The organism is Chitinophaga sp. LS1 (assembly GCF_034274695.1).
Lineage (GTDB): Bacteria > Bacteroidota > Bacteroidia > Chitinophagales > Chitinophagaceae > Chitinophaga.
Window position 1 is genome coordinate 7203985 of sequence record NZ_CP128362.1, and the last position, 17407, is coordinate 7221391.

Sequence of the window (17407 nt, forward strand, 5' to 3'; positions counted from 1 at the left end):
CTTTCAACTTTTTCTTTACTCCCCACGTAACGTAGCGGTTGTGCTACAAAGTGAAATTTTAAATACTATATCTTTGGAAAAAATAATAGACATGACTATTGAAATTAAAGACATTACGGATGAAGAATATGAGCTAGTTAAACAACATTTTTTTGTAAAAGCCCACGCTCTGGCGGGAATGAAGTATGTTTCAAAGCCAGAAACTGGTGAGGTTTACCGTGTAATGGCCTATAAACAGTATAGTAAAATGGGTTTTCAAAGAGCCACTATCTTAAAGCTGTGATCGATGGTAAAGAATACGTTGTTGTGACTGGAAGGGTAATGAAAGCTGTTATCACGGAAGTTCTCTTGGAGGCCGCCCAAAAGTATCCTACCAGCTTTGGAACATATGATGCACATGCGGTTTTGCAAGCAATTGATAATATTGAACCCTCTGGCTGCAAAGAAAAAGATTGCATAAAACAGTTTTACTGCACTGAACAGTTTGCATACGTATTTGAGTTAGCATCAGATGGCTCTGTCAACGAACAGGTTCTAAGACTTGATCTATTCCGCTTAATTCAGCCAAACAAAACTCATCGTGGCGGCTTTGATTTTACAGGGGGACTATTGCACCTTTTCAAACATTTCAGATGTGATGGATATCATTTAGGTACCTATCCATCATCACATAATCTTAGCCACCCAACTGATATTATAGGAATCGTTATTAAGTGCTTTTTTCAATCTCCTCATAGGCAGATCGAGGGCGAAAAATACTTTACCACGCTTACAAAACTAGACGATCAAAACGAACTACTCTGCTCCTTTTTCCCAACAGGTGAAATTAACGTATACTTTTTAAATACGGGCTATTTCCCCAACGAAAACTGATAATAGAGCTTCAAAGGAGCGGAAAATAATTTGTATCTTAGTAAAAGCTGATTAACCTGTATAAAGTACGGGAAAGAAATCGGGGTTATACAAAAGGAACTCAACTAAACGCTCGACTAAAAAAGCAAAACCTGCGACCAGCGCAGGTTTTATAAGTTGTCTGTGATCCCAGCGGGACTTGCACCCAGGCCCCATACATTAAAAAAGAAAGACTAATTGTTTGTTTTTACTCTTTGTTGTTCTGATTCAGCACTACTATTATGGTTTCGTTTGGATCCACTAATTTCCTTGCCAAATCTATAATTGAAAGTCAGGCCAATGACACGGCTGTCAGAAAGATTGCGATCAGTCGCCGTGGCCTGTTGGAGATTCGTAATTTTCCCTTTAATGATCATGGAGTAGAAAATATCCTGCACACTCAGTTTAAGTGACCCCTTGTCCTTCAGGATGTTTTTCATTACACCGGCATCCACCCGGTTCACCGGGTCCCTGACAAACTGGCCTACCCTGGTGGAAGACCGGTACATCGCATACACTTCTGCCGCCCATCCCTTATTGAACCGAAACTGGTTCATTAACCCAATACCCCACGAAAACCTGTTCTCATCTATATATTCGGAATTGATAGGTCCTTTATATCCAAAATTCAGGAATTCAAGATGCGCATTACACATGTACCATTTGGTAGGATTCAGGGAAGAGTTGAGCAGCAAACCATATACCGTATTCTCCCCAATATTTGCATTACGGGCAATAAACACGTTACCTGACTGTTCTATGGTCTGTGTAATCATATCCTTTGACTTATCATACACAAGCATCGCATTTATATACTGCCGGAAATGATAGGAGAATTCATAATGATTGAGGTATTGAGGCTTTAGATAAGGATTACCGGCTGAATAAGAATACTGGTCCATAAAATAGAGAAAAGGATTCAGATCCTGATAGGCCGGTCTGTTAATCCTGCGGCCATAACTTAATCCCAGCGTGTGGTTACCCGCGCTATCCAGCTTGTATGACAGGTAAGCAGTTGGGAACAGGCTGGTATAATCCCTTCTGAACGAAGAATCACTCTTTTCAACATTTCCAAGCTGATGCCCATTGGCAATAGTATTCTCCAGCCGAAGTCCGGCCTGAAAAGACCACCTTTTAAATTCTTTATTAAAGTTGAGATATCCTGCATTAATATTTTCATCGTACAAAAAACGGTTGGTATAATCATAATCTGGTGTAGTCACATTATTGACCCGGTTATAATATTCAGCTGCGTTATCAGTTTTCACATAACTGGACTTTACACCAGCATCGAACCGCCCTCCTGTTCCCACAGGACTCGAATAGTCTACCTTCCCGGAGTATACAGTAATATCAACCGGGAGCACGCCGATACGATCATAATTTCTTGCCAGCGTCTGGTCAGCTGCATACACATAATTATTGGTCACCTGATTACCATCAGAATTATACCGGATATAGTCCAGGTCCGCAGTGATCTCTTTTCCGGTGCTGTCAATCCTGTGCTGCAGGTTGAGGTTTACCCCACCATTCTTCCATTTATATTTTCCATTCAATGTACCCTGTGCAATAGAATCTAATGTATGATTGCCATCGTACACCCTGCTCGTTGTGTTTACTTCTTCTGATTTAGGCCGGTACAATCCTGTAAATATAACGCCCATAGTAGTTTTGGGAGAAAGGAAATAGTCCATACCCAATTTAAGATTGACCGCATCAGCAACGTTTTTATTACGCACAGCCATCTGTATCTCTGAACTGGGGGTGCCATCCGAATTTACATAGTAGCGGGCAACATCTGTATTTACAAAATTCCTGTCACCAGCATATCCAATGTTTGCAAACAGATTCACCTTATTATTGCGATAATTCAAATCCAGCGCATCATTGCTTCGCCAATAGTTTGCCTGGCTATAATTAGCTGAAATACTTCCAAAAAAACCTTTTATCCTGTTCTTTTTAGTGCTGATATTGATCACACCCGTACCAGCAGCATCGTATTTGGCTGGCGGATTTGTCATGAGTTCAATTTTATCCAGAGATGCACTGGGCATCGCTTTCAGGTAATTCGCCAGGTCCTGGCTGGATAAATAAGTAGGTCTGCCATCCAGTAATACCAGTATACCTGATTTACCGTTCAATGAAATACTCCCATCACTACTTACACTCACGCCGGGCGATTTTGATAACACATCCAGCGCAGTAGTACCGGCATTAGTTATCAATGCATCTACATTGAGAACCAGCCGGTCTATCTGCTGCTCCATATATGGTTTTCTGGCGGTCACAGATATGCCTTTTAATACATTCGCATCACTTTGCAGCAGCTGAATGGTCTGCAAAGAAATACTGCTGTGCAGGGAATCAATAGAGATAGGATCACTTGTAAATTTGTTGTAACCTACGGCTGTTATAATTAAAAGATATTGTCCGGCTTTCAGATTTTTCAACTCAAACTGACCATCCGCATCACTAATACCAGTTTTCTGTAAGGCTGAATCTTTTGCACCTATCACCATCAGCGACGCCCCGGGTATGGGACTGTTTTTATCATCATGGACAAGGCCACTGATCTTGTTGTCAATGGGATTCTGTGCCAGAACTTTGTTACAAAACAAGCTTATCGTTATGAGCAGATACAGTGCTTTCATGTATATCCATTTATAGTTTGACAGACACAAAACAATCCCTCATTTGAGCTAAGCTCAAAAGTCAGTTTGCGTAGTATATTTTTAAAATGATGGTTTGTTGGAAGGTAGCCTGGGTTACTATTTTGCGTTCTCTCCAGACGTATGATGTGGTTCCTGCATACGTCGCTGCAAATCAGCGGCTCTCATTTCCTGGTCCTGCAGAATTCTGTTCCGGTCCTCTTCCGATATCGGTTGGCTCAACAGTTTTTCATCTCTGTCTGCTAAATCTTTATCGCGAATTTTGAGGGCTTCATCTCTTAACAACAGCTCATGGTTCCGTTTTTCAGGATTTAATTGATCATCATCCATGGTTTGGGAAAGATTTGTATTTGTTGTCGATTGCGCGTGAATTTTCCGGATTGGGGCAAAACCAATTAATACCAGTATAAAAAGGGATAATACCAGCACAATTCTATCCATTGGCCGCATGCCCGTATTCTCTTTATGTACTATTCGTTTGACCCTGTTCAGTAAATGATTCTTTTCACCGGTGAATGCCACTACAGGACTCCCTTTGGTAATGTCAAGGTTGTATTCCTGAAAAGCCACCAATGCCTGCACATATTTCTTTTTACTTTTTATACCCACTACTGCCAGGTCATCACAACAGTGTTCTCTTTCCTGTTTTATCAGCGATGATAACCATAACACAGCCGGATTAAAAAAGAACAGGATCTCTACGAAACTTTGCAACAGGTTTACCAGGTAATCTTTCCGCCTGATATGGGCCAGTTCGTGCAGTAAAATAGCAGCTGCCTGATCGGCGGGTAAATTAGCCAGCAGCCCCACCGGCATAATAATTACCGGCTTTAAAGCACCTATTACCATGGGCACTTTCACCAATGCTGACTCCAATAGTAATATCGTTTTATGAATATGTAATTTCCTTGCCAGCCCTGCTACCTGCTCCTGCCACTCTTTTGCCGGAGATTGGGTATTATAATTTCTGATACGCTGAATACGCACTAAACCACCCAATATATTTACACATTTGGCACTAAAAATGATAAACCATATGCCTACAATTACAGGTGCGTGCAGATTGCAATACGTCACAAACTGCCTGATAAAAGTTTGCTCTGATATAGGCGCCTGTAAAGTAGCTACAATCGTATTATTTAATTGTTCACCGAAGGTAAAAAGGGTCACCAACAGGAATAAAAACAAGATACCCACCATTAAATTATAGCGCAGCCTGGCATCCGCCTTTCTTGTAATAGCCAGCAATACACCAGCGATGATTGCAAAGATCAACCCCTGCCACAAAGAATGGATGAACGTCCAGCAAAGCGCTTGTATTACATCATCTGCAAATAAACGTTGTATAAAGAGGTAGTGCATACAATAATAGTTATGAGGTAATTATTCTTCTTCCTCCAGCTTGTCAATCAGATTCCGGATTTCTTCCAGTTCCTTTCTGGATGTTTTTTTGTTGGCCAGCAATTGCATCATTAATGTGCTGGCAGAGCCATTGAAAACATTCTCCACAAACCTACCTAACAGATCCTTTTTGGTGGTATCTTCTGCTATCGCAGCTGAGTAAATATGCTTCATATTGGTCTCATCTCTGTCTACCATCTTTTTCTCTGCCATAATCTGCATCAGCTTTAAGGTAGCAGAATACTGCACAGTTCTCTTTTCCTCATTCAGCTTATCGTTTACAAAGCGAACAGTGGATGGACCGTACTTCCACAAAACCTGCAATATTTCCATTTCAGCATTCGTAGGATGAATATTCATAGTTTTTATTTTCTCCAACTAAAGGTAGGAAAAGTTTCGTACGAACAATACTCTAGATATTGTTTTTATGAAAAAAAACAATATCCAGCTCATTTTTAACAACTTACTTTATTTCAGTCCAAATTTAGGGGATGATTATATATCTAATACCTCCATTTCTTTTTTGCCTGATTTGCGCTACGTAATCTTCTGCAGCCATGGCCCTGTTCGGCAGAAATTCTTCCTGGAACCGTTTGGCCCCTGCCAGGTAGTTCCAATGCATGTGATACTGCATTCCTGATACTCTTCCCGAAAAAATCATACGAATGCGCGTGTCCTCCTGCATAATGCAGTAAAAATATCTGTGGTTGCTTCATGTCCATTTGCTATTTTGTTCTGTCTTTTTCTTCCTCGTTACCAAATGCTCTTTTGCTAACCCTGATTTTGTCATTACCAAAGTTATAAGACAGGGAAATCCTGAAGAACCGGCTGCTTACATTCTCATTATACACTTGTTTTACACCATTTACTATGGATGTATAATCCCTGAGAAATGCCGAGTTAAAGATATCATTCATCAACAGCGTCAGATTCAGCTTTTTATCCATGAATGACTGTCCGATAGATAAATCCAGTTTTGAACGGTAGCCGATCTCATAAAGTCCCTTCTTAAAGGGCGAACTATAGGAATAATCCAGTTGCAGTTTCGTATTATCTCCTATAGAAAAGGTATTGTTGGTGGCAGTGTATATCTGCCATCCGTTTTGAGGTGTCGCGTCGATCCTGCCATCAAACCGGCTATTGGACCCCAGGGCAAACACGGTATTCCTGCTTTGCCACCACGACGTGATATCTTCTGTATAGATCTCTCCTATCCCGTAAAAATGTTCTTTGTAATAATTTTCCCGGGTGATGATCTGAGCATGGGTCGCTTCGTCGCTTTTAAACACCACACCAAAACCGTTCGTGATGATATTCAGGAAAATATTCGTCCTGAACTTGTCTTTCAAACTGTAGGTAAAATCCAGTTTATCTGTGAAAGATGGCTGCAGGAATGGAAATGCTTAAAACAAGATCTCCCTGGTTTTCGACTTGATCGATTGTTTCAATGTAACCATGTATTTTACCATTCAGATTAGAATGGATTGGAGCAACATCGTTTGGTATAAACAGAAAAGCCGCTTAAATCAAAAGATTTTAAGCGGCTTTAACTTTCTTGCTGTGATCCCGTTGGGATTTAGTTTAGCAAAATCAAGTTTATCGATCTTTACTTAACTTAATTCTAAAGACTTGATTTTAAACATTCTATAACACCGATTAGATTTTTTCTGTAGTACCTTTATTGAGGTTAACATCATTGAACTCGACTAAAAACTCGACTAAATATGTTGTTACCAATCAAACTAATCTGCCCAAAAAACAAGGTGCGCAAAGATGGCACTTGTATTATTTTTATCCAATACTGTGGAACAGGGGATAAAAAGACACTCCTAAATACAGAAATAGCTATTCCACCCAAATACTGGAACCGCAAATATCTGCGTATTGCTCCCGATCTCCCCGAAGTTTTCGGCCTTACCGCCGAAATAAACCAACGACTGGCTGACATGTTGCGAAAGGCAAACGATATTATCTCCCATGCGGTGAAAAAGAAAATACAGGATGTCCCTGCATTCGTAAAGAAAACCTTTCACCCGGATTTTGATGTGGTAACACTAGAACTGAAGGCCCAACAAGCCGCAGCTCTTAACCCGAAAACCAACCTTGATCTGCTTTTCCAGATTGATGACCACATCAAAAGCAAGAAAGACAAGGTTTCCCATGGAATGCTGAATGTTTACAAGAACATGAAAGACCACCTTACAGCCTTTCAGGAATACAGGAAAACGCCTATCACATTTGATTGTTTTGATTACAATTTATATGAAAGTCTTGTTAATTACCTTACCTACGAATATATACAGCGCCGTAGGTCGGAAGAAATAAACGGGGTAAGAGTAAAGATAAAAGGGATAAAAACCTCTACGATAGGAAAAACAATCAAACAGTTGCGTATATTCCTGCGAGATAGGATGCGGCGCAAAATCATTGCTCCTATTGACTTGACCGATTTTAAAATATTAGACGAAGAAGCAGACGCAGTATATCTGACATGGGCAGAAATTGCCCGGATATATCAAATGGATTTAACCGACTTTCCGCACCTGGTTAAATACCGTGATCTCTTCGTACTAGGCTGCCTTACCGGGCTGCGCTTCTCCGACTTTTCCTCCATTCGTCCAGAAGATATACGAAAACAATGCCTTTACAAGAAACAGGTAAAATCAGATCATTGGGTAGTTATCCCACTAAGGGATGCAGCCGAAGAAATATTAATCAGGCGCTTTAACCGGGAAATCCCTATTGTAAGCAATCCCAAATTTAACCTGTACATCAAGGATGTCGTAAAGTTGGCGGGTATCAGCGAAGTTGTTAAATTCTCCCATAAAAAGGGCAATAAGGATATCATAGAAATAAAACCCAAATATGCGTGGGTTACTTCCCATACATGCCGCCGCTCCTTCTGCACCAATGAGTTTTTAGCGGGAACACCCGTAGAGTTGATTATGAAGATTAGCGGCCATAAAAGCCTCCGCGACTTCTACAAGTACATCAGGATTACCCCGGAAGAAGCAAGCCGGAAAATCCGTGAAATATGGGAGAAAAGAGGGGATATTGGCATATCTGCTCCTGGCCTGCAAGGTGCGGATTAGCCCTCAATAAGGGGGAGGCACTGCCGCGGTGCTACTTAATGCGACGGTTTCAAATAATGGCCGGAAGGCAGCGTTAATAACAACAGGAAGGGAGCGATTGAAATTCAATCGCTCCCTTCCTGTTGAATCACATACAATGCTTGCTCTATTCCTTCTCTGATTAGGTGATCCAAAATAACTAACAATAATTACTAACCAAAAACAGCAATTTCATTTCATATTATCCATTCTCATTAAATTCAATTGCTCAGGAGTAAATTCTGTTAATAAATGATCATGAAGTTTTTGCGCAGCCTTTTCTATTTTGGCATGCACCTCTTGCAATAGATAATTTAACAACTCTTCAATTTTACTTATTTCCTCCTTCGAGAAGTTAATCATTTTAAGCCGACTGAAACGCAACTCTGTTTTGTCTGACAACTCTTTGTTTTTAGGTATCAACATAAATGAAATACCAATTTCCGCCTCAGTCTCACCTCTATGGGCAATAAATTGGTGGCGTAAATCCATCAGATACTCATGGACATCTTTTAATTTATTATTCTCGAACAAATCATTCGGTTCTAATTTGGGGTAGCTATGTTTCGATGCGTCTGTAAAGCATTTTCCATATAAAGCAATCAAAGAATAAGTTAAGGCGGATGCAACTGTACCCTCTGGTTTGGTTTTTAATAGAGTCGTGTATTCTATTAGCAATTGCAGATCCTCTTGTATAGAACAATATGCAATAAATTTCTTTGCCGCATATCCCGGTAAGGCGATGACCAAGTTTTCAGCCCCATATGTTTGCTGGGCTTCTTTTATCAAGTGAAGTAGCCGTTGTGTTTTTTTGTCCATTTGTTATAAATTATGTTTAAAATTCATGTTATGCAATCTGTAAATTAAACATAATTCATCATACTACAGGACAGAGTACATACAAGATAAAGCCCCCCTAGTTACCTAACCTAAAGAAGCTTAGCGAAAGCGTCTAAATCGCGTTCGTAGATACTCAGATCCTTACCCTTCCACTCACTCAGAAGGTAGGAGTCGTGAAATAGTTGAGCAGTCTTATTAAATTGCCTGATTACTGCTTGGGGAAAAGTTGGCTTAATCTTAGTTAAAATATCTATGCATGCATATGCCTGGTCATTTACCCTATTATAAGGCCAAAGCATTTCATATAAATTACATTCCTCGCTCTTTTCATTGGTATCAATGTGCCGAAAGTAATAGCGCATATCCACTCCGTATGTTGACAAATCTTTAAAATAACATTGGAAATCTGGAATAGTCAAATGAAGAACCTCCAGATCCTTGATAACCTCGGGCGAAATAATAATCCGCATACCTGACAGTTTTGACAATTCAGACGTTTCATACGCTCTTGCGACTGCTTTGCCAACCGGATTAATCTCGTCTTGGCCAGTGGCAATGGCCCCGATATCCTTGAACTTTACAATCCAGTCCTTTACAATCCCGCATCTCATTAGCGGTGTTTTCTCCTCCTCTTCGGTAAAGTTCGCGTAAAAACCGAAGGCATTTGAAAAAATGTCCTCTATTGCAATTATCAATGGCTCAACTGAAGCGCAATCTAAATAGAAGCAATCACTGAATGACCTGAGATAGATCTTGCTGTCTGTAGTACTATTCACTTGATTGACGACATTGACAAACTGGACTGCCAAATTTGAGTATATACTATGAAGGATTTTAACTTTTTGCTCGTTTGTGGTGCTAGTGTCCATTACTATCGCCTTATATCCTAGGACATCAATAAATGCGCAATATTTTGTTTCAATCATGGTGTTCGAGAAAATATGTTTTTTCCGGTCTGATTTTTTATCCTTATAAAGATAGTTATAAAAGCTCTAAGCAACATCTGACTTCACTCTATTATTATGTCGATCACCTTCGGAAGATCACCTGGATCAAGTTATCATTGTCGCCCCACCTCTACAATTATCCCATTGAGTTCCATTAGCTCATAGCTAAGACGGATTAAGAAATACTTCGAGGACGTATGTAGGCAAGATCAATAGGAGCACTCATGCAAAACTTGACGAAGCATTACAGAGAAAAAAGATTACTGTAAACTTAAGATTTTCGCTGTACCCATTTAGATTGGTTTGAATTGGATTAACATTATAGCCAAAAAAAGAAAGCCGCGTAAATCGTGCGATTTATGCGGCTTGTTGCTGTTTGATGTTCTTCCTGTGACCCTAGGTATCGAAACGTCGGACCAAATAATGCAGGATTTAACTAAATTATTGGAATTAGAGTCAAAATGAGCTGATTTAGTACAGTAAAAGTTCGAGGTTGAATATTAGGTTCTAATAAACTTAAAGCGGAAAAACAGTTGAAGTTTCGTTATATTATCTATTTCAATTACGATACTCCTCATTGGTTACCTGCTGTTTCCATTCAACTATTCTCTTTTCAGTATTTCGAACGATGTATATTTGTTAGAGTCTAGTATCAGCACTTAGACCGCCTCTCCTACTACGCGGAAGTGGGTACTATGCAGCTGAGAGAAGACTAAGACGTTTTTACTAGAAAAACGCACTTTCAGGTCTAGTTATCCCCCCTTCCAACTTATTGGCCTGCTTTTGCCCGCTGACCAGTATAGGACTTTAGCCTGGCAGCTGTTATTAAGGATTAGTGCAGTTTGGGCAGGAACAGACAGCCAGTCAAAGCGCCCTCCTAGGCCGTATGTAGCGACTTTTGCGACCAGGACACACTAAACATTCCTTTTTTTCCCGGAATAAATAATCTTCTCTTTTGAAAGATGGATAAACTTGACTTCCTCCAGATTCAGCTTGGCCTCAATTAACTCGCCTGTGGCCGTATTATAAGTTGTTAATGGAATACCGGCACCATAAAAGAACTCAATGGTTTCTTTCTCACCTTTCAGCGGCTCGCGTAACCAAAGCGAAACGATACGCGCAAATGATTTCACATTTTCACCTTTAAAGAACAAAAACGGCGGCACCTGTAGTTGGCTGATCGGCTTATGGCCAAAACTTGCGATATCCATACTGTGATAAGGAATGCCATATTGAAAAAAATAGTTCTGTCAGAATAGTAAGGTAACATGTGTCGGATACGCCAGGCTCGGATCTTGTTTTTTATACAATAATAAAAATGGAGAAGAAGTACCCACGCCAAAAGTATAAGTAATCTTGTTGATAATCGCCGTGTGCGCAAGCGCATCGTCTAACAAGGAACTGTTCAGGAATTGCCTGGTGATCTCATAAAACGGCAACTCTACTTACGGAAAAATTGTATACACCATTTTTACCGGTGCCTTAAAAACTTGCAATGGCCGATAGGTCCCCTTGACGAAGGTAATGGCAGTTTCACCTATTTCCACATCGATGCGAATAGCATCCTTATCCAGTGCTGTTCTTTCAATTTTTATATGTTCAGGCTGCCCTTCACAGGTATCATCACCCACCATCTCGACTTGTTTGTCCGCGGACTTGGATTGGGAATACCGTTTTTTCCCCGCACCTGATTTAAGGTGCGCGAAGAACCCAGAAACGCAGCCAGATCAGTTTCCCATTTAGCAAAGCGTTCGTTACAACTTTCACATTCATCAAATGAAAATAGCGTATTGTTTCCCTAAGCATGTGAAAAGGTATGGGCTTCTTTCCAACGCTTCGATGATGTGACGCCACAATATTTGAAAGTTCGCTCACCTGTTGTTGGTAGCCGTTTTGGTCGCACAGGTGGGCATATCACTTCACATTGTGCATGATAAATGTTCATAAAGCTGATAAGCTGTTGTCTGTCCACTTCGGTTTTTAGAAAAAACTATAAAGGCATACATCATCCATTTAAGTATATACAAAGGTCGCTATTTTCGCTTATACCCAATTATTTCCCCATTTTCCTCGTGACATCTGGTTAAGATGGACAGGCCACACATTGGTAAGGAATACCATCGGTCGTATGAAGAATGTGGGACTGGTTTAGAATCCGTTTATACCCAGTAGCGTAATAAACTAATCCGCTTTAACTTCTCATTAACTCTAGGCAATAGTTTTTTGTTTATTATCGCATTATTTATAACTGTGAAAAATATATATAAAATAGCAGGACCTGCTCTTAGAACGAGTCTTGCTATTTTAGTGTCCAGTAGTGGTGAGTTTTCGAACCAATAACTGCAAATTATCTGGATTTAGGAATGATTAAATTCTATGGTCTTCTGCTTGATAATATAACTGATACCCCGATCTCCATATTCATCTGTTGATTCAAACAAACTTGTTATTGTGTGAAACAACCTAATGATCCTAATTGATGCATTGCCGTGTAATATAGCCCTAATCAACTCTGACCAGAATGTAATTGCTGGGAGAATAAAAATAACTACTAATAGAGGAATTACTTTCTTTAGTATAAATTCTTTATATTTAACCACTGATTATTGATATTCACAGATACTATTTAATTATCGTTAAATGGTAATGATAGTAAGCCTAATTTATGATCGCCATTGTTTAGTTGCATTGAGCACTCTTTTGTAACCTTAGCGAAAGAATAATTAATATATTGGTGATTGATTCACCCAAAGTAGTTTTGCATGTCTGCGTCTATAATGTAGCGCATCCTGTTCACACTAAATTCTCCTGACAGTTTTTCCAATGCCTGGTGTTGTGATTTACCCGTTCTAAACCCATACGAATGCTGATAGAATAAGTCCTCATATATTGGAGTTAGAACTTTCGATACCGCTGTCTGCAGCAGCTTATCTTCCACTGTAGGAAGACTGTAATCGGTAACAACAACTACAAAGACCCAGTGGCCGTAGTTTATCATCTCCTTTCGGTATAAATTCCCGACGGATATTGGGCGCGCGGTATGTGCCGCTCCTAAAAGCCTTAAGTAGTTGATGTATTCTCTCATTTCTTTTTTTATTATAGTCAATCCATTTCTCTGCTTCTCTACTGTTAAAACTTCTTTCATGTCTCTGGTACATTTAGTGTTGCTAAGATGCTAGTTCCGTAAACAGACATCCCCCTTCCTTAATAAGTGGCTTTCATAGAGCTGATTTCCCACCCTTCAAACAGTACTTCCATATAACTAAGCGACATGTTTTTTTAGTGATTCCAGCTTTCTTTCCAAGTAAGCGATTTTGGCATTTTTCCGCTGTTCCTGATATTGTTGCAAATCTAAAGGATTGAACTCTACCTTATTTGTAACCATTTTATAGTAAATAGTTGCTATTTTATTGGCGGTTGCTACAATAGCATACTTGTTTCCTCCTTTCGCCTTCATCCGTCTAAAATAGTCTCCCAGCCAGTGATCACTTCGCTGAACCCCGTTAGCTGCCATCCGGAATGCCTGGCTGGCGGAATTAGGCTTCTTTTTCATCAACTTACTGCTGATTATTTTTCCGCCCGATTTTTTAGTATTGGGGCATAAATTCAACCAGGACACAAAATGTTTTTCGTTTTTCCATTTACCCAAGTCAGTTCCTGTTTCTGACAGTATTTCCAACGCACAGATGTCACTCATTCCATAAATAGCAAGAACATCGACCCCAAGAATATTTTTCAAAAATGATCTGGTATTAAATACAGGAGCGTTTTTACTCCTCTTTTTTGCTTTGGACAGAATATCTTCTTTCTTTGTTTCTATCAAAGGGATCTCTCCTTCATTTTGTATAGCTGCATACCTCTGTAATTGTGCTTCTATTGCTTTCTCGCATGTTATAATTCGTTGCTGAAAGAATTTGTAACTGATATAATTCTCTTCCAATGTGAACAACTGCTCCGCGCGCCAGTTGCCTTCTAATGATTTTATTATAACTTCATGACTAGCTTTTATGCGATAATCAAGAAATGGCAAAAAATTCGCAGCATTTCTTTCTCCGGCAATGATAGCTTCGATGATGGCTGTACCAGATTTACCCACTATATCGCTGATCACTGTATGCAATTTAATATTCATCAACTCCAGTGCCTTTTGCATCCGCAATACAAACCGGCTACTTTCCTCGGTAAGGGTTCTCCTGTGACGAACCAATGTTCGCAATGTTTCCTGCTCATTTTCCGGCAAATAGCTACTTTTTACTAATCCGCAACTATGCAGTTGTTGTAGCCATTCCGCGTCACTCTGATCCGTTTTTCTACCCGTGACATTGCGTACATGCTGTGCATTGACCAAATAAACATCAAACCCATACAGAATCAAATAGTTGAATAAAGGTTTCCAGTAAACCCCTGTGCTTTCCATCGCTATGGTATCTATGCCACATTTTTCCAACCAATCAACTATTTCCTTTAGATCACAACTCATCGTTCCAAAGACTCGAACAGACTGTTGATCTCGATCTTGGGGAACTGCCACTGCATGGATGGTATCCCCAATGTCAATTCCTGCGGCATTCGGATTAACTACAGGCATTGGTACAAAGCCTGGATTTGCTACTTTTTTAGATGTTTTTTTGGGCATAGACTTTTTACTTTAAGAAGCAAAAGAGCTTTGCCTTCAAGCATAAATAAGTATAATCTTCCATACGGGGTCGAGCCCCAATTTGAAACCTAAAAAGCAAGAAGAACCAAACTATGAGATGAATTTTATATTCATTGGACTGCCAGGTCTTACTGCAAAGTCTTTTGCTTTTTAAATTTATATTATTCTTGAACATTAGTCGGGGGGCTGCCCCAGTTATTTTGCGCGAAACATAAGCTGGTTATTCGTATACTATGAGGATGCTAAGACTGCCTTCGTCCTTCTCCCTACCTTCGATCTCTCTCGGTTCGGATACCGCCCGATACCGCCTTGTCTTTGTGCTTTACAAGGTGGCGATATGTACCTCGCAAGCCTGGATACTTATTGTTCGGTCAATCCATTGTAAACCGACTTTCGTTTGGAGACGTTAGGTTCTCCTGTGTTCCCCTATTACCCTTGTCCGCCTCTGATATGTTCTAAGTCCACGGTCGAATCGCCCCCACTCGTCAATAACGCAGGTTAGATGTTGCCTTAGCGTTTCGAACAACTAAACCTTCAACATTCAGGAGAGTTTCGAGGCTCAATAGCATACCTTCAGCTGTCGCTGTCTACGCTTCGGTGTGACTTGTAAAGCTGATGTTGTAATTGTTTCAATTTCCTGGTTAACAGGGAATAGAGAAACCTACCATTCTGTTGGTAGTAGCCTGCCCCGACACGCGTAAAGAGTAATCTTTGGGTGTGAAGCTCGGGAGATAATGTACCGAATAGCTACGAGGCTATCAGAAAAGGCTGTGAGGCCAAAACTGACCTGGAAGTTTCATCCGGGATAGGGCTAGGCTGACTGGCATGGTTAAGGTAACTGAACTATCGATAAACGTCGTGAAGACAAATGAGCTAAAGAAACTGAAAAGCTCCAGCCAAAAGGCAAACGTGGGACAATCTACTCGAAGCTTAGATTGCACAGACAAATAACACGTCCGGCGGAAAGATAGAACCTAAACCAGTCTTGTTACAACATCGGAACAAGGTAAGCCCTATTCTTCGCCTGCAAAGGCAAGTTAACCGTAAGGAAAACCCATGAAGGAGAGGGTATAGGAACCGACAAAAAGCGAAGGATGCTTTGTAATGAAGCGTATAGGGGATGAAACGATCGCCCTGCGGTGAAAGCCGGCTAACTTGTTGTAGTGGTCAATCATGGCGAGAAAACATGTAGAACCTAAAACTAAGGGGAAACAAGCAAATGACTGTATTACCAAATATGGATGCGGTTCCCACACACGCAGCAAACTGGGATTCCATTGACTGGAACCTGGCTCATCGTGTGGTAATGAGGCTACAAGTCCGTATCGCTAAGGCAACACGCGAAGGTCGCTGGCGCAAGGTAAAAGCCCTGCAATGGTTACTAACGCATTCTTACGCTGCCAAAATACTGGCAATTAAGAAAGTTACTACAAACCGTGGTAAAAGAACACCCGGAGTGGATGGGGTACTCCTAAAAACTCCAGAAGACAAAGCCGCCATAGTTAACTCGCTAAAACGCGCGGGATATCAACCGTCTCCTTTAAGGCGGATTTATATTTCCAAGGCTAACGGAAAACTTCGACCGCTTGGTATACCAGTAATGAGTGATCGATGTATGCAAGCACTGCATACTATTGCACTTTTACCAATGGCGGAAACAAAAGCAGATTGGAACAGCTACGGGTTCAGACCCGAACGTTGTACTGCAGATGCTATTGAATCTTTATTCAATTACCTCTCCAGAAAGAATGCCCCACAATGGGTATTGGAAGGCGATATTAAAGGTTGTTTTGACAACATTAGCCACGAATGGATGTTGAAAAATATCTGTTGTGATACGAAAGTATTACAGAAATGGTTGCAAGCGGGTTACATGGAACAGGCTACGTTATTCCCCACAGAAAGAGGTACTCCCCAAGGAGGAATCGGTGCGCTGCGAAGCGTGTACAAGTAATGCTTGGCAGGATTAATCCTCCTGTACAAGATAGTGCTTTCCCCAAAGCACTAAGGCTGATCCGGCAGGCAATGGATAATGAGCATTAGATTGTCTGGAGCCCGGAGAACAAGGGATAAAATGACGGCACTCCGTTACGTTATGAGATCCCGAGCCTGATGCAAACTATGGTTACGAAAGAAACTCTTGTTAGAAGCGTTCCTCACCTTGAACGTACTGTCAAACAACGGAGATGGTACGAGACATTGGGTAATAGAATATCTGTTCGATTCTATGAAAAGGCATTTTTGCTGCGATGTCAAACTGCTCTGGTTATAGGGGTATAAACCATCAGCCATGTCGGGGATATTAGTGTATATCTCATGGGCGTAAAGAGAGAACCTAAGGTTTGCGCAGATGTACTTGTACATGAACGTAGGAAGGTTAGATACTGGTCTTATGTATTTAAAGATGCGTAAGAATGGATCAGCTGCGATTGACGTGGTATCTACCTGGCAGAGTGGTCGTAGTAGTCCGAGCAGGAAAAGAGTCCTGCACATGGCGAAGGACCGCAGGATTGTAAAGATTTATGTTTGAAAATAGAGAGGAATAAAATGTATGTCCGATATTATCAAAGTTCAACATAGTCTCGCCAGAAAGGCGCATAGTGATACGAACCATCAGTTCGGTCATCTCTATCGTATTATTTGCAACAGAGAATGGATTACAGAGGCTCTTGAAGCTGTATTACAGAACAAAGGAGCCAAAACAGCCGGTATTGACGGCGTAACCAAAAAGACACTTCAATCGGATGACGCAAAAAGAGCGCTGGTAACAGAATTGGAAATGGAACTTCGGGAGAAGAAGTTTAATCCCAAACCAGTAAGAAGAGTATACATACCTAAAGGAGAGATCAGAAACGGCCGATTGGGATACTTATTGTCAAGGATCGTGTAGTA

At 40.6% G+C, this 17407-nt stretch carries 16 protein-coding genes; 6 read left to right on the forward strand and 10 right to left on the reverse strand.

Annotated elements, in window-relative coordinates; genetic code table 11:
• The first annotated feature begins 91 nt into the window (after positions 1 to 91).
• Together QQL36_RS29450 and QQL36_RS29455 are read left to right on the forward strand one after the other, a co-directional pair.
• A complete protein-coding gene (locus QQL36_RS29450) occupies positions 92 to 283 on the forward strand; it encodes a hypothetical protein (RefSeq protein WP_321567726.1) in 192 nt (63 codons plus the stop codon).
• A 38-nt stretch (positions 284 to 321) separates the two neighbouring features.
• A complete protein-coding gene (locus tag QQL36_RS29455) occupies positions 322 to 873 on the forward strand; it encodes a hypothetical protein (protein WP_321567727.1) in 552 nt (183 codons plus the stop codon).
• 212 nt (positions 874 to 1085) lie between these two features.
• On the opposite strand, the gene QQL36_RS29460 is transcribed toward QQL36_RS29455, so the two are convergent.
• From QQL36_RS29460 to QQL36_RS29475, 4 genes are all read right to left on the reverse strand, one after another.
• Positions 1086 to 3542 (reverse strand): TonB-dependent receptor, encoded by a 2457-nt coding sequence (locus QQL36_RS29460; protein ID WP_321567728.1) that lies wholly within the window; start codon positions 3540 to 3542, stop codon positions 1086 to 1088.
• 117 nt (positions 3543 to 3659) lie between these two features.
• Positions 3660 to 4922 (reverse strand): M56 family metallopeptidase, encoded by a 1263-nt coding sequence (locus tag QQL36_RS29465; protein WP_321567729.1) that lies wholly within the window; start codon positions 4920 to 4922, stop codon positions 3660 to 3662.
• 21 nt (positions 4923 to 4943) lie between these two features.
• A complete protein-coding gene (locus tag QQL36_RS29470; protein WP_321567730.1) occupies positions 4944 to 5321 on the reverse strand; it encodes a BlaI/MecI/CopY family transcriptional regulator in 378 nt (125 codons plus the stop codon).
• 365 nt (positions 5322 to 5686) lie between these two features.
• Entirely contained in the window at positions 5687 to 6352 is a 666-nt protein-coding gene (locus QQL36_RS29475; RefSeq protein WP_321570566.1) for an outer membrane beta-barrel protein, read from the reverse strand.
• Between the two features lie 333 nt (positions 6353 to 6685).
• Between QQL36_RS29475 and QQL36_RS29480 the strand changes: the two genes are divergently transcribed.
• Positions 6686 to 8053, forward strand: a complete 1368-nt coding sequence (locus QQL36_RS29480) for a site-specific integrase (protein WP_321567731.1) — start codon at positions 6686 to 6688, stop codon at positions 8051 to 8053.
• Positions 8054 to 8263: 210 nt separating this feature from the next.
• Here QQL36_RS29480 and QQL36_RS29485 read toward each other — a convergent pair whose 3' ends face one another.
• The 6 genes from QQL36_RS29485 to QQL36_RS29510 all read right to left on the reverse strand — a co-directional run bounded on the left by QQL36_RS29485 (position 8264) and on the right by QQL36_RS29510 (position 14494).
• Entirely contained in the window at positions 8264 to 8890 is a 627-nt protein-coding gene (locus QQL36_RS29485) for a hypothetical protein (RefSeq protein ID WP_321567732.1), read from the reverse strand.
• Between the two features lie 110 nt (positions 8891 to 9000).
• Positions 9001 to 9837: a hypothetical protein gene (locus QQL36_RS29490; RefSeq protein ID WP_321567733.1), complete on the reverse strand. Its 837-nt coding sequence runs from the start codon at positions 9835 to 9837 to the stop codon at positions 9001 to 9003.
• A 935-nt stretch (positions 9838 to 10772) separates the two neighbouring features.
• Positions 10773 to 11069, reverse strand: a complete 297-nt coding sequence (locus QQL36_RS29495) for a hypothetical protein (RefSeq protein ID WP_321567734.1) — start codon at positions 11067 to 11069, stop codon at positions 10773 to 10775.
• Between the two features lie 234 nt (positions 11070 to 11303).
• Positions 11304 to 11492, reverse strand: coding sequence for a hypothetical protein (locus QQL36_RS29500; protein WP_321567735.1), 189 nt, complete (start codon positions 11490 to 11492; stop codon positions 11304 to 11306).
• 1109 nt (positions 11493 to 12601) lie between these two features.
• Positions 12602 to 13003, reverse strand: coding sequence for a reverse transcriptase domain-containing protein (locus QQL36_RS29505; RefSeq protein ID WP_321567736.1), 402 nt, complete (start codon positions 13001 to 13003; stop codon positions 12602 to 12604).
• Positions 13004 to 13120: 117 nt separating this feature from the next.
• Entirely contained in the window at positions 13121 to 14494 is a 1374-nt protein-coding gene (locus QQL36_RS29510; protein WP_321567737.1) for an IS110 family transposase, read from the reverse strand.
• 1240 nt (positions 14495 to 15734) lie between these two features.
• Here QQL36_RS29510 and QQL36_RS29515 point away from each other — a divergent pair.
• From QQL36_RS29515 to QQL36_RS29525, 3 genes are all read left to right on the forward strand, one after another.
• Positions 15735 to 16469: a reverse transcriptase N-terminal domain-containing protein gene (locus tag QQL36_RS29515; protein ID WP_321567738.1), complete on the forward strand. Its 735-nt coding sequence runs from the start codon at positions 15735 to 15737 to the stop codon at positions 16467 to 16469.
• 450 nt (positions 16470 to 16919) lie between these two features.
• Positions 16920 to 17045: a hypothetical protein gene (locus QQL36_RS29520; RefSeq protein ID WP_321567739.1), complete on the forward strand. Its 126-nt coding sequence runs from the start codon at positions 16920 to 16922 to the stop codon at positions 17043 to 17045.
• Between the two features lie 21 nt (positions 17046 to 17066).
• Complete coding sequence (locus QQL36_RS29525; protein ID WP_321567740.1) at positions 17067 to 17405, forward strand: hypothetical protein; 339 nt, start codon at positions 17067 to 17069, stop codon at positions 17403 to 17405.
• The last annotated feature ends 2 nt before the right edge of the window (positions 17406 to 17407 follow it).

What these genes read in the sequence shown, in the direction of transcription:
- QQL36_RS29450 (WP_321567726.1), top strand. Translation starts at nt 92, where the DNA reads ATGACTATTGAAATTAAAGACATTACGGATGAAGAATATGAGCTAGTT.
- QQL36_RS29455 (WP_321567727.1), top strand. Translation starts at nt 322, where the DNA reads ATGAAAGCTGTTATCACGGAAGTTCTCTTGGAGGCCGCCCAAAAGTAT.
- QQL36_RS29460 (WP_321567728.1), bottom strand. Translation starts at nt 3,542, where the DNA reads ATGAAAGCACTGTATCTGCTCATAACGATAAGCTTGTTTTGTAACAAA.
- QQL36_RS29465 (WP_321567729.1), bottom strand. Translation starts at nt 4,922, where the DNA reads ATGCACTACCTCTTTATACAACGTTTATTTGCAGATGATGTAATACAA.
- QQL36_RS29470 (WP_321567730.1), bottom strand. Translation starts at nt 5,321, where the DNA reads ATGAATATTCATCCTACGAATGCTGAAATGGAAATATTGCAGGTTTTG.
- QQL36_RS29480 (WP_321567731.1), top strand. Translation starts at nt 6,686, where the DNA reads ATGTTGTTACCAATCAAACTAATCTGCCCAAAAAACAAGGTGCGCAAA.
- QQL36_RS29485 (WP_321567732.1), bottom strand. Translation starts at nt 8,890, where the DNA reads ATGGACAAAAAAACACAACGGCTACTTCACTTGATAAAAGAAGCCCAG.
- QQL36_RS29490 (WP_321567733.1), bottom strand. Translation starts at nt 9,837, where the DNA reads ATGATTGAAACAAAATATTGCGCATTTATTGATGTCCTAGGATATAAG.
- QQL36_RS29495 (WP_321567734.1), bottom strand. Translation starts at nt 11,069, where the DNA reads ATGGATATCGCAAGTTTTGGCCATAAGCCGATCAGCCAACTACAGGTG.
- QQL36_RS29500 (WP_321567735.1), bottom strand. Translation starts at nt 11,492, where the DNA reads ATGGTGGGTGATGATACCTGTGAAGGGCAGCCTGAACATATAAAAATT.
- QQL36_RS29505 (WP_321567736.1), bottom strand. Translation starts at nt 13,003, where the DNA reads ATGAAAGAAGTTTTAACAGTAGAGAAGCAGAGAAATGGATTGACTATA.
- QQL36_RS29510 (WP_321567737.1), bottom strand. Translation starts at nt 14,494, where the DNA reads ATGCCCAAAAAAACATCTAAAAAAGTAGCAAATCCAGGCTTTGTACCA.
- QQL36_RS29515 (WP_321567738.1), top strand. Translation starts at nt 15,735, where the DNA reads ATGACTGTATTACCAAATATGGATGCGGTTCCCACACACGCAGCAAAC.
- QQL36_RS29520 (WP_321567739.1), top strand. Translation starts at nt 16,920, where the DNA reads ATGCGTAAGAATGGATCAGCTGCGATTGACGTGGTATCTACCTGGCAG.
- QQL36_RS29525 (WP_321567740.1), top strand. Translation starts at nt 17,067, where the DNA reads ATGTCCGATATTATCAAAGTTCAACATAGTCTCGCCAGAAAGGCGCAT.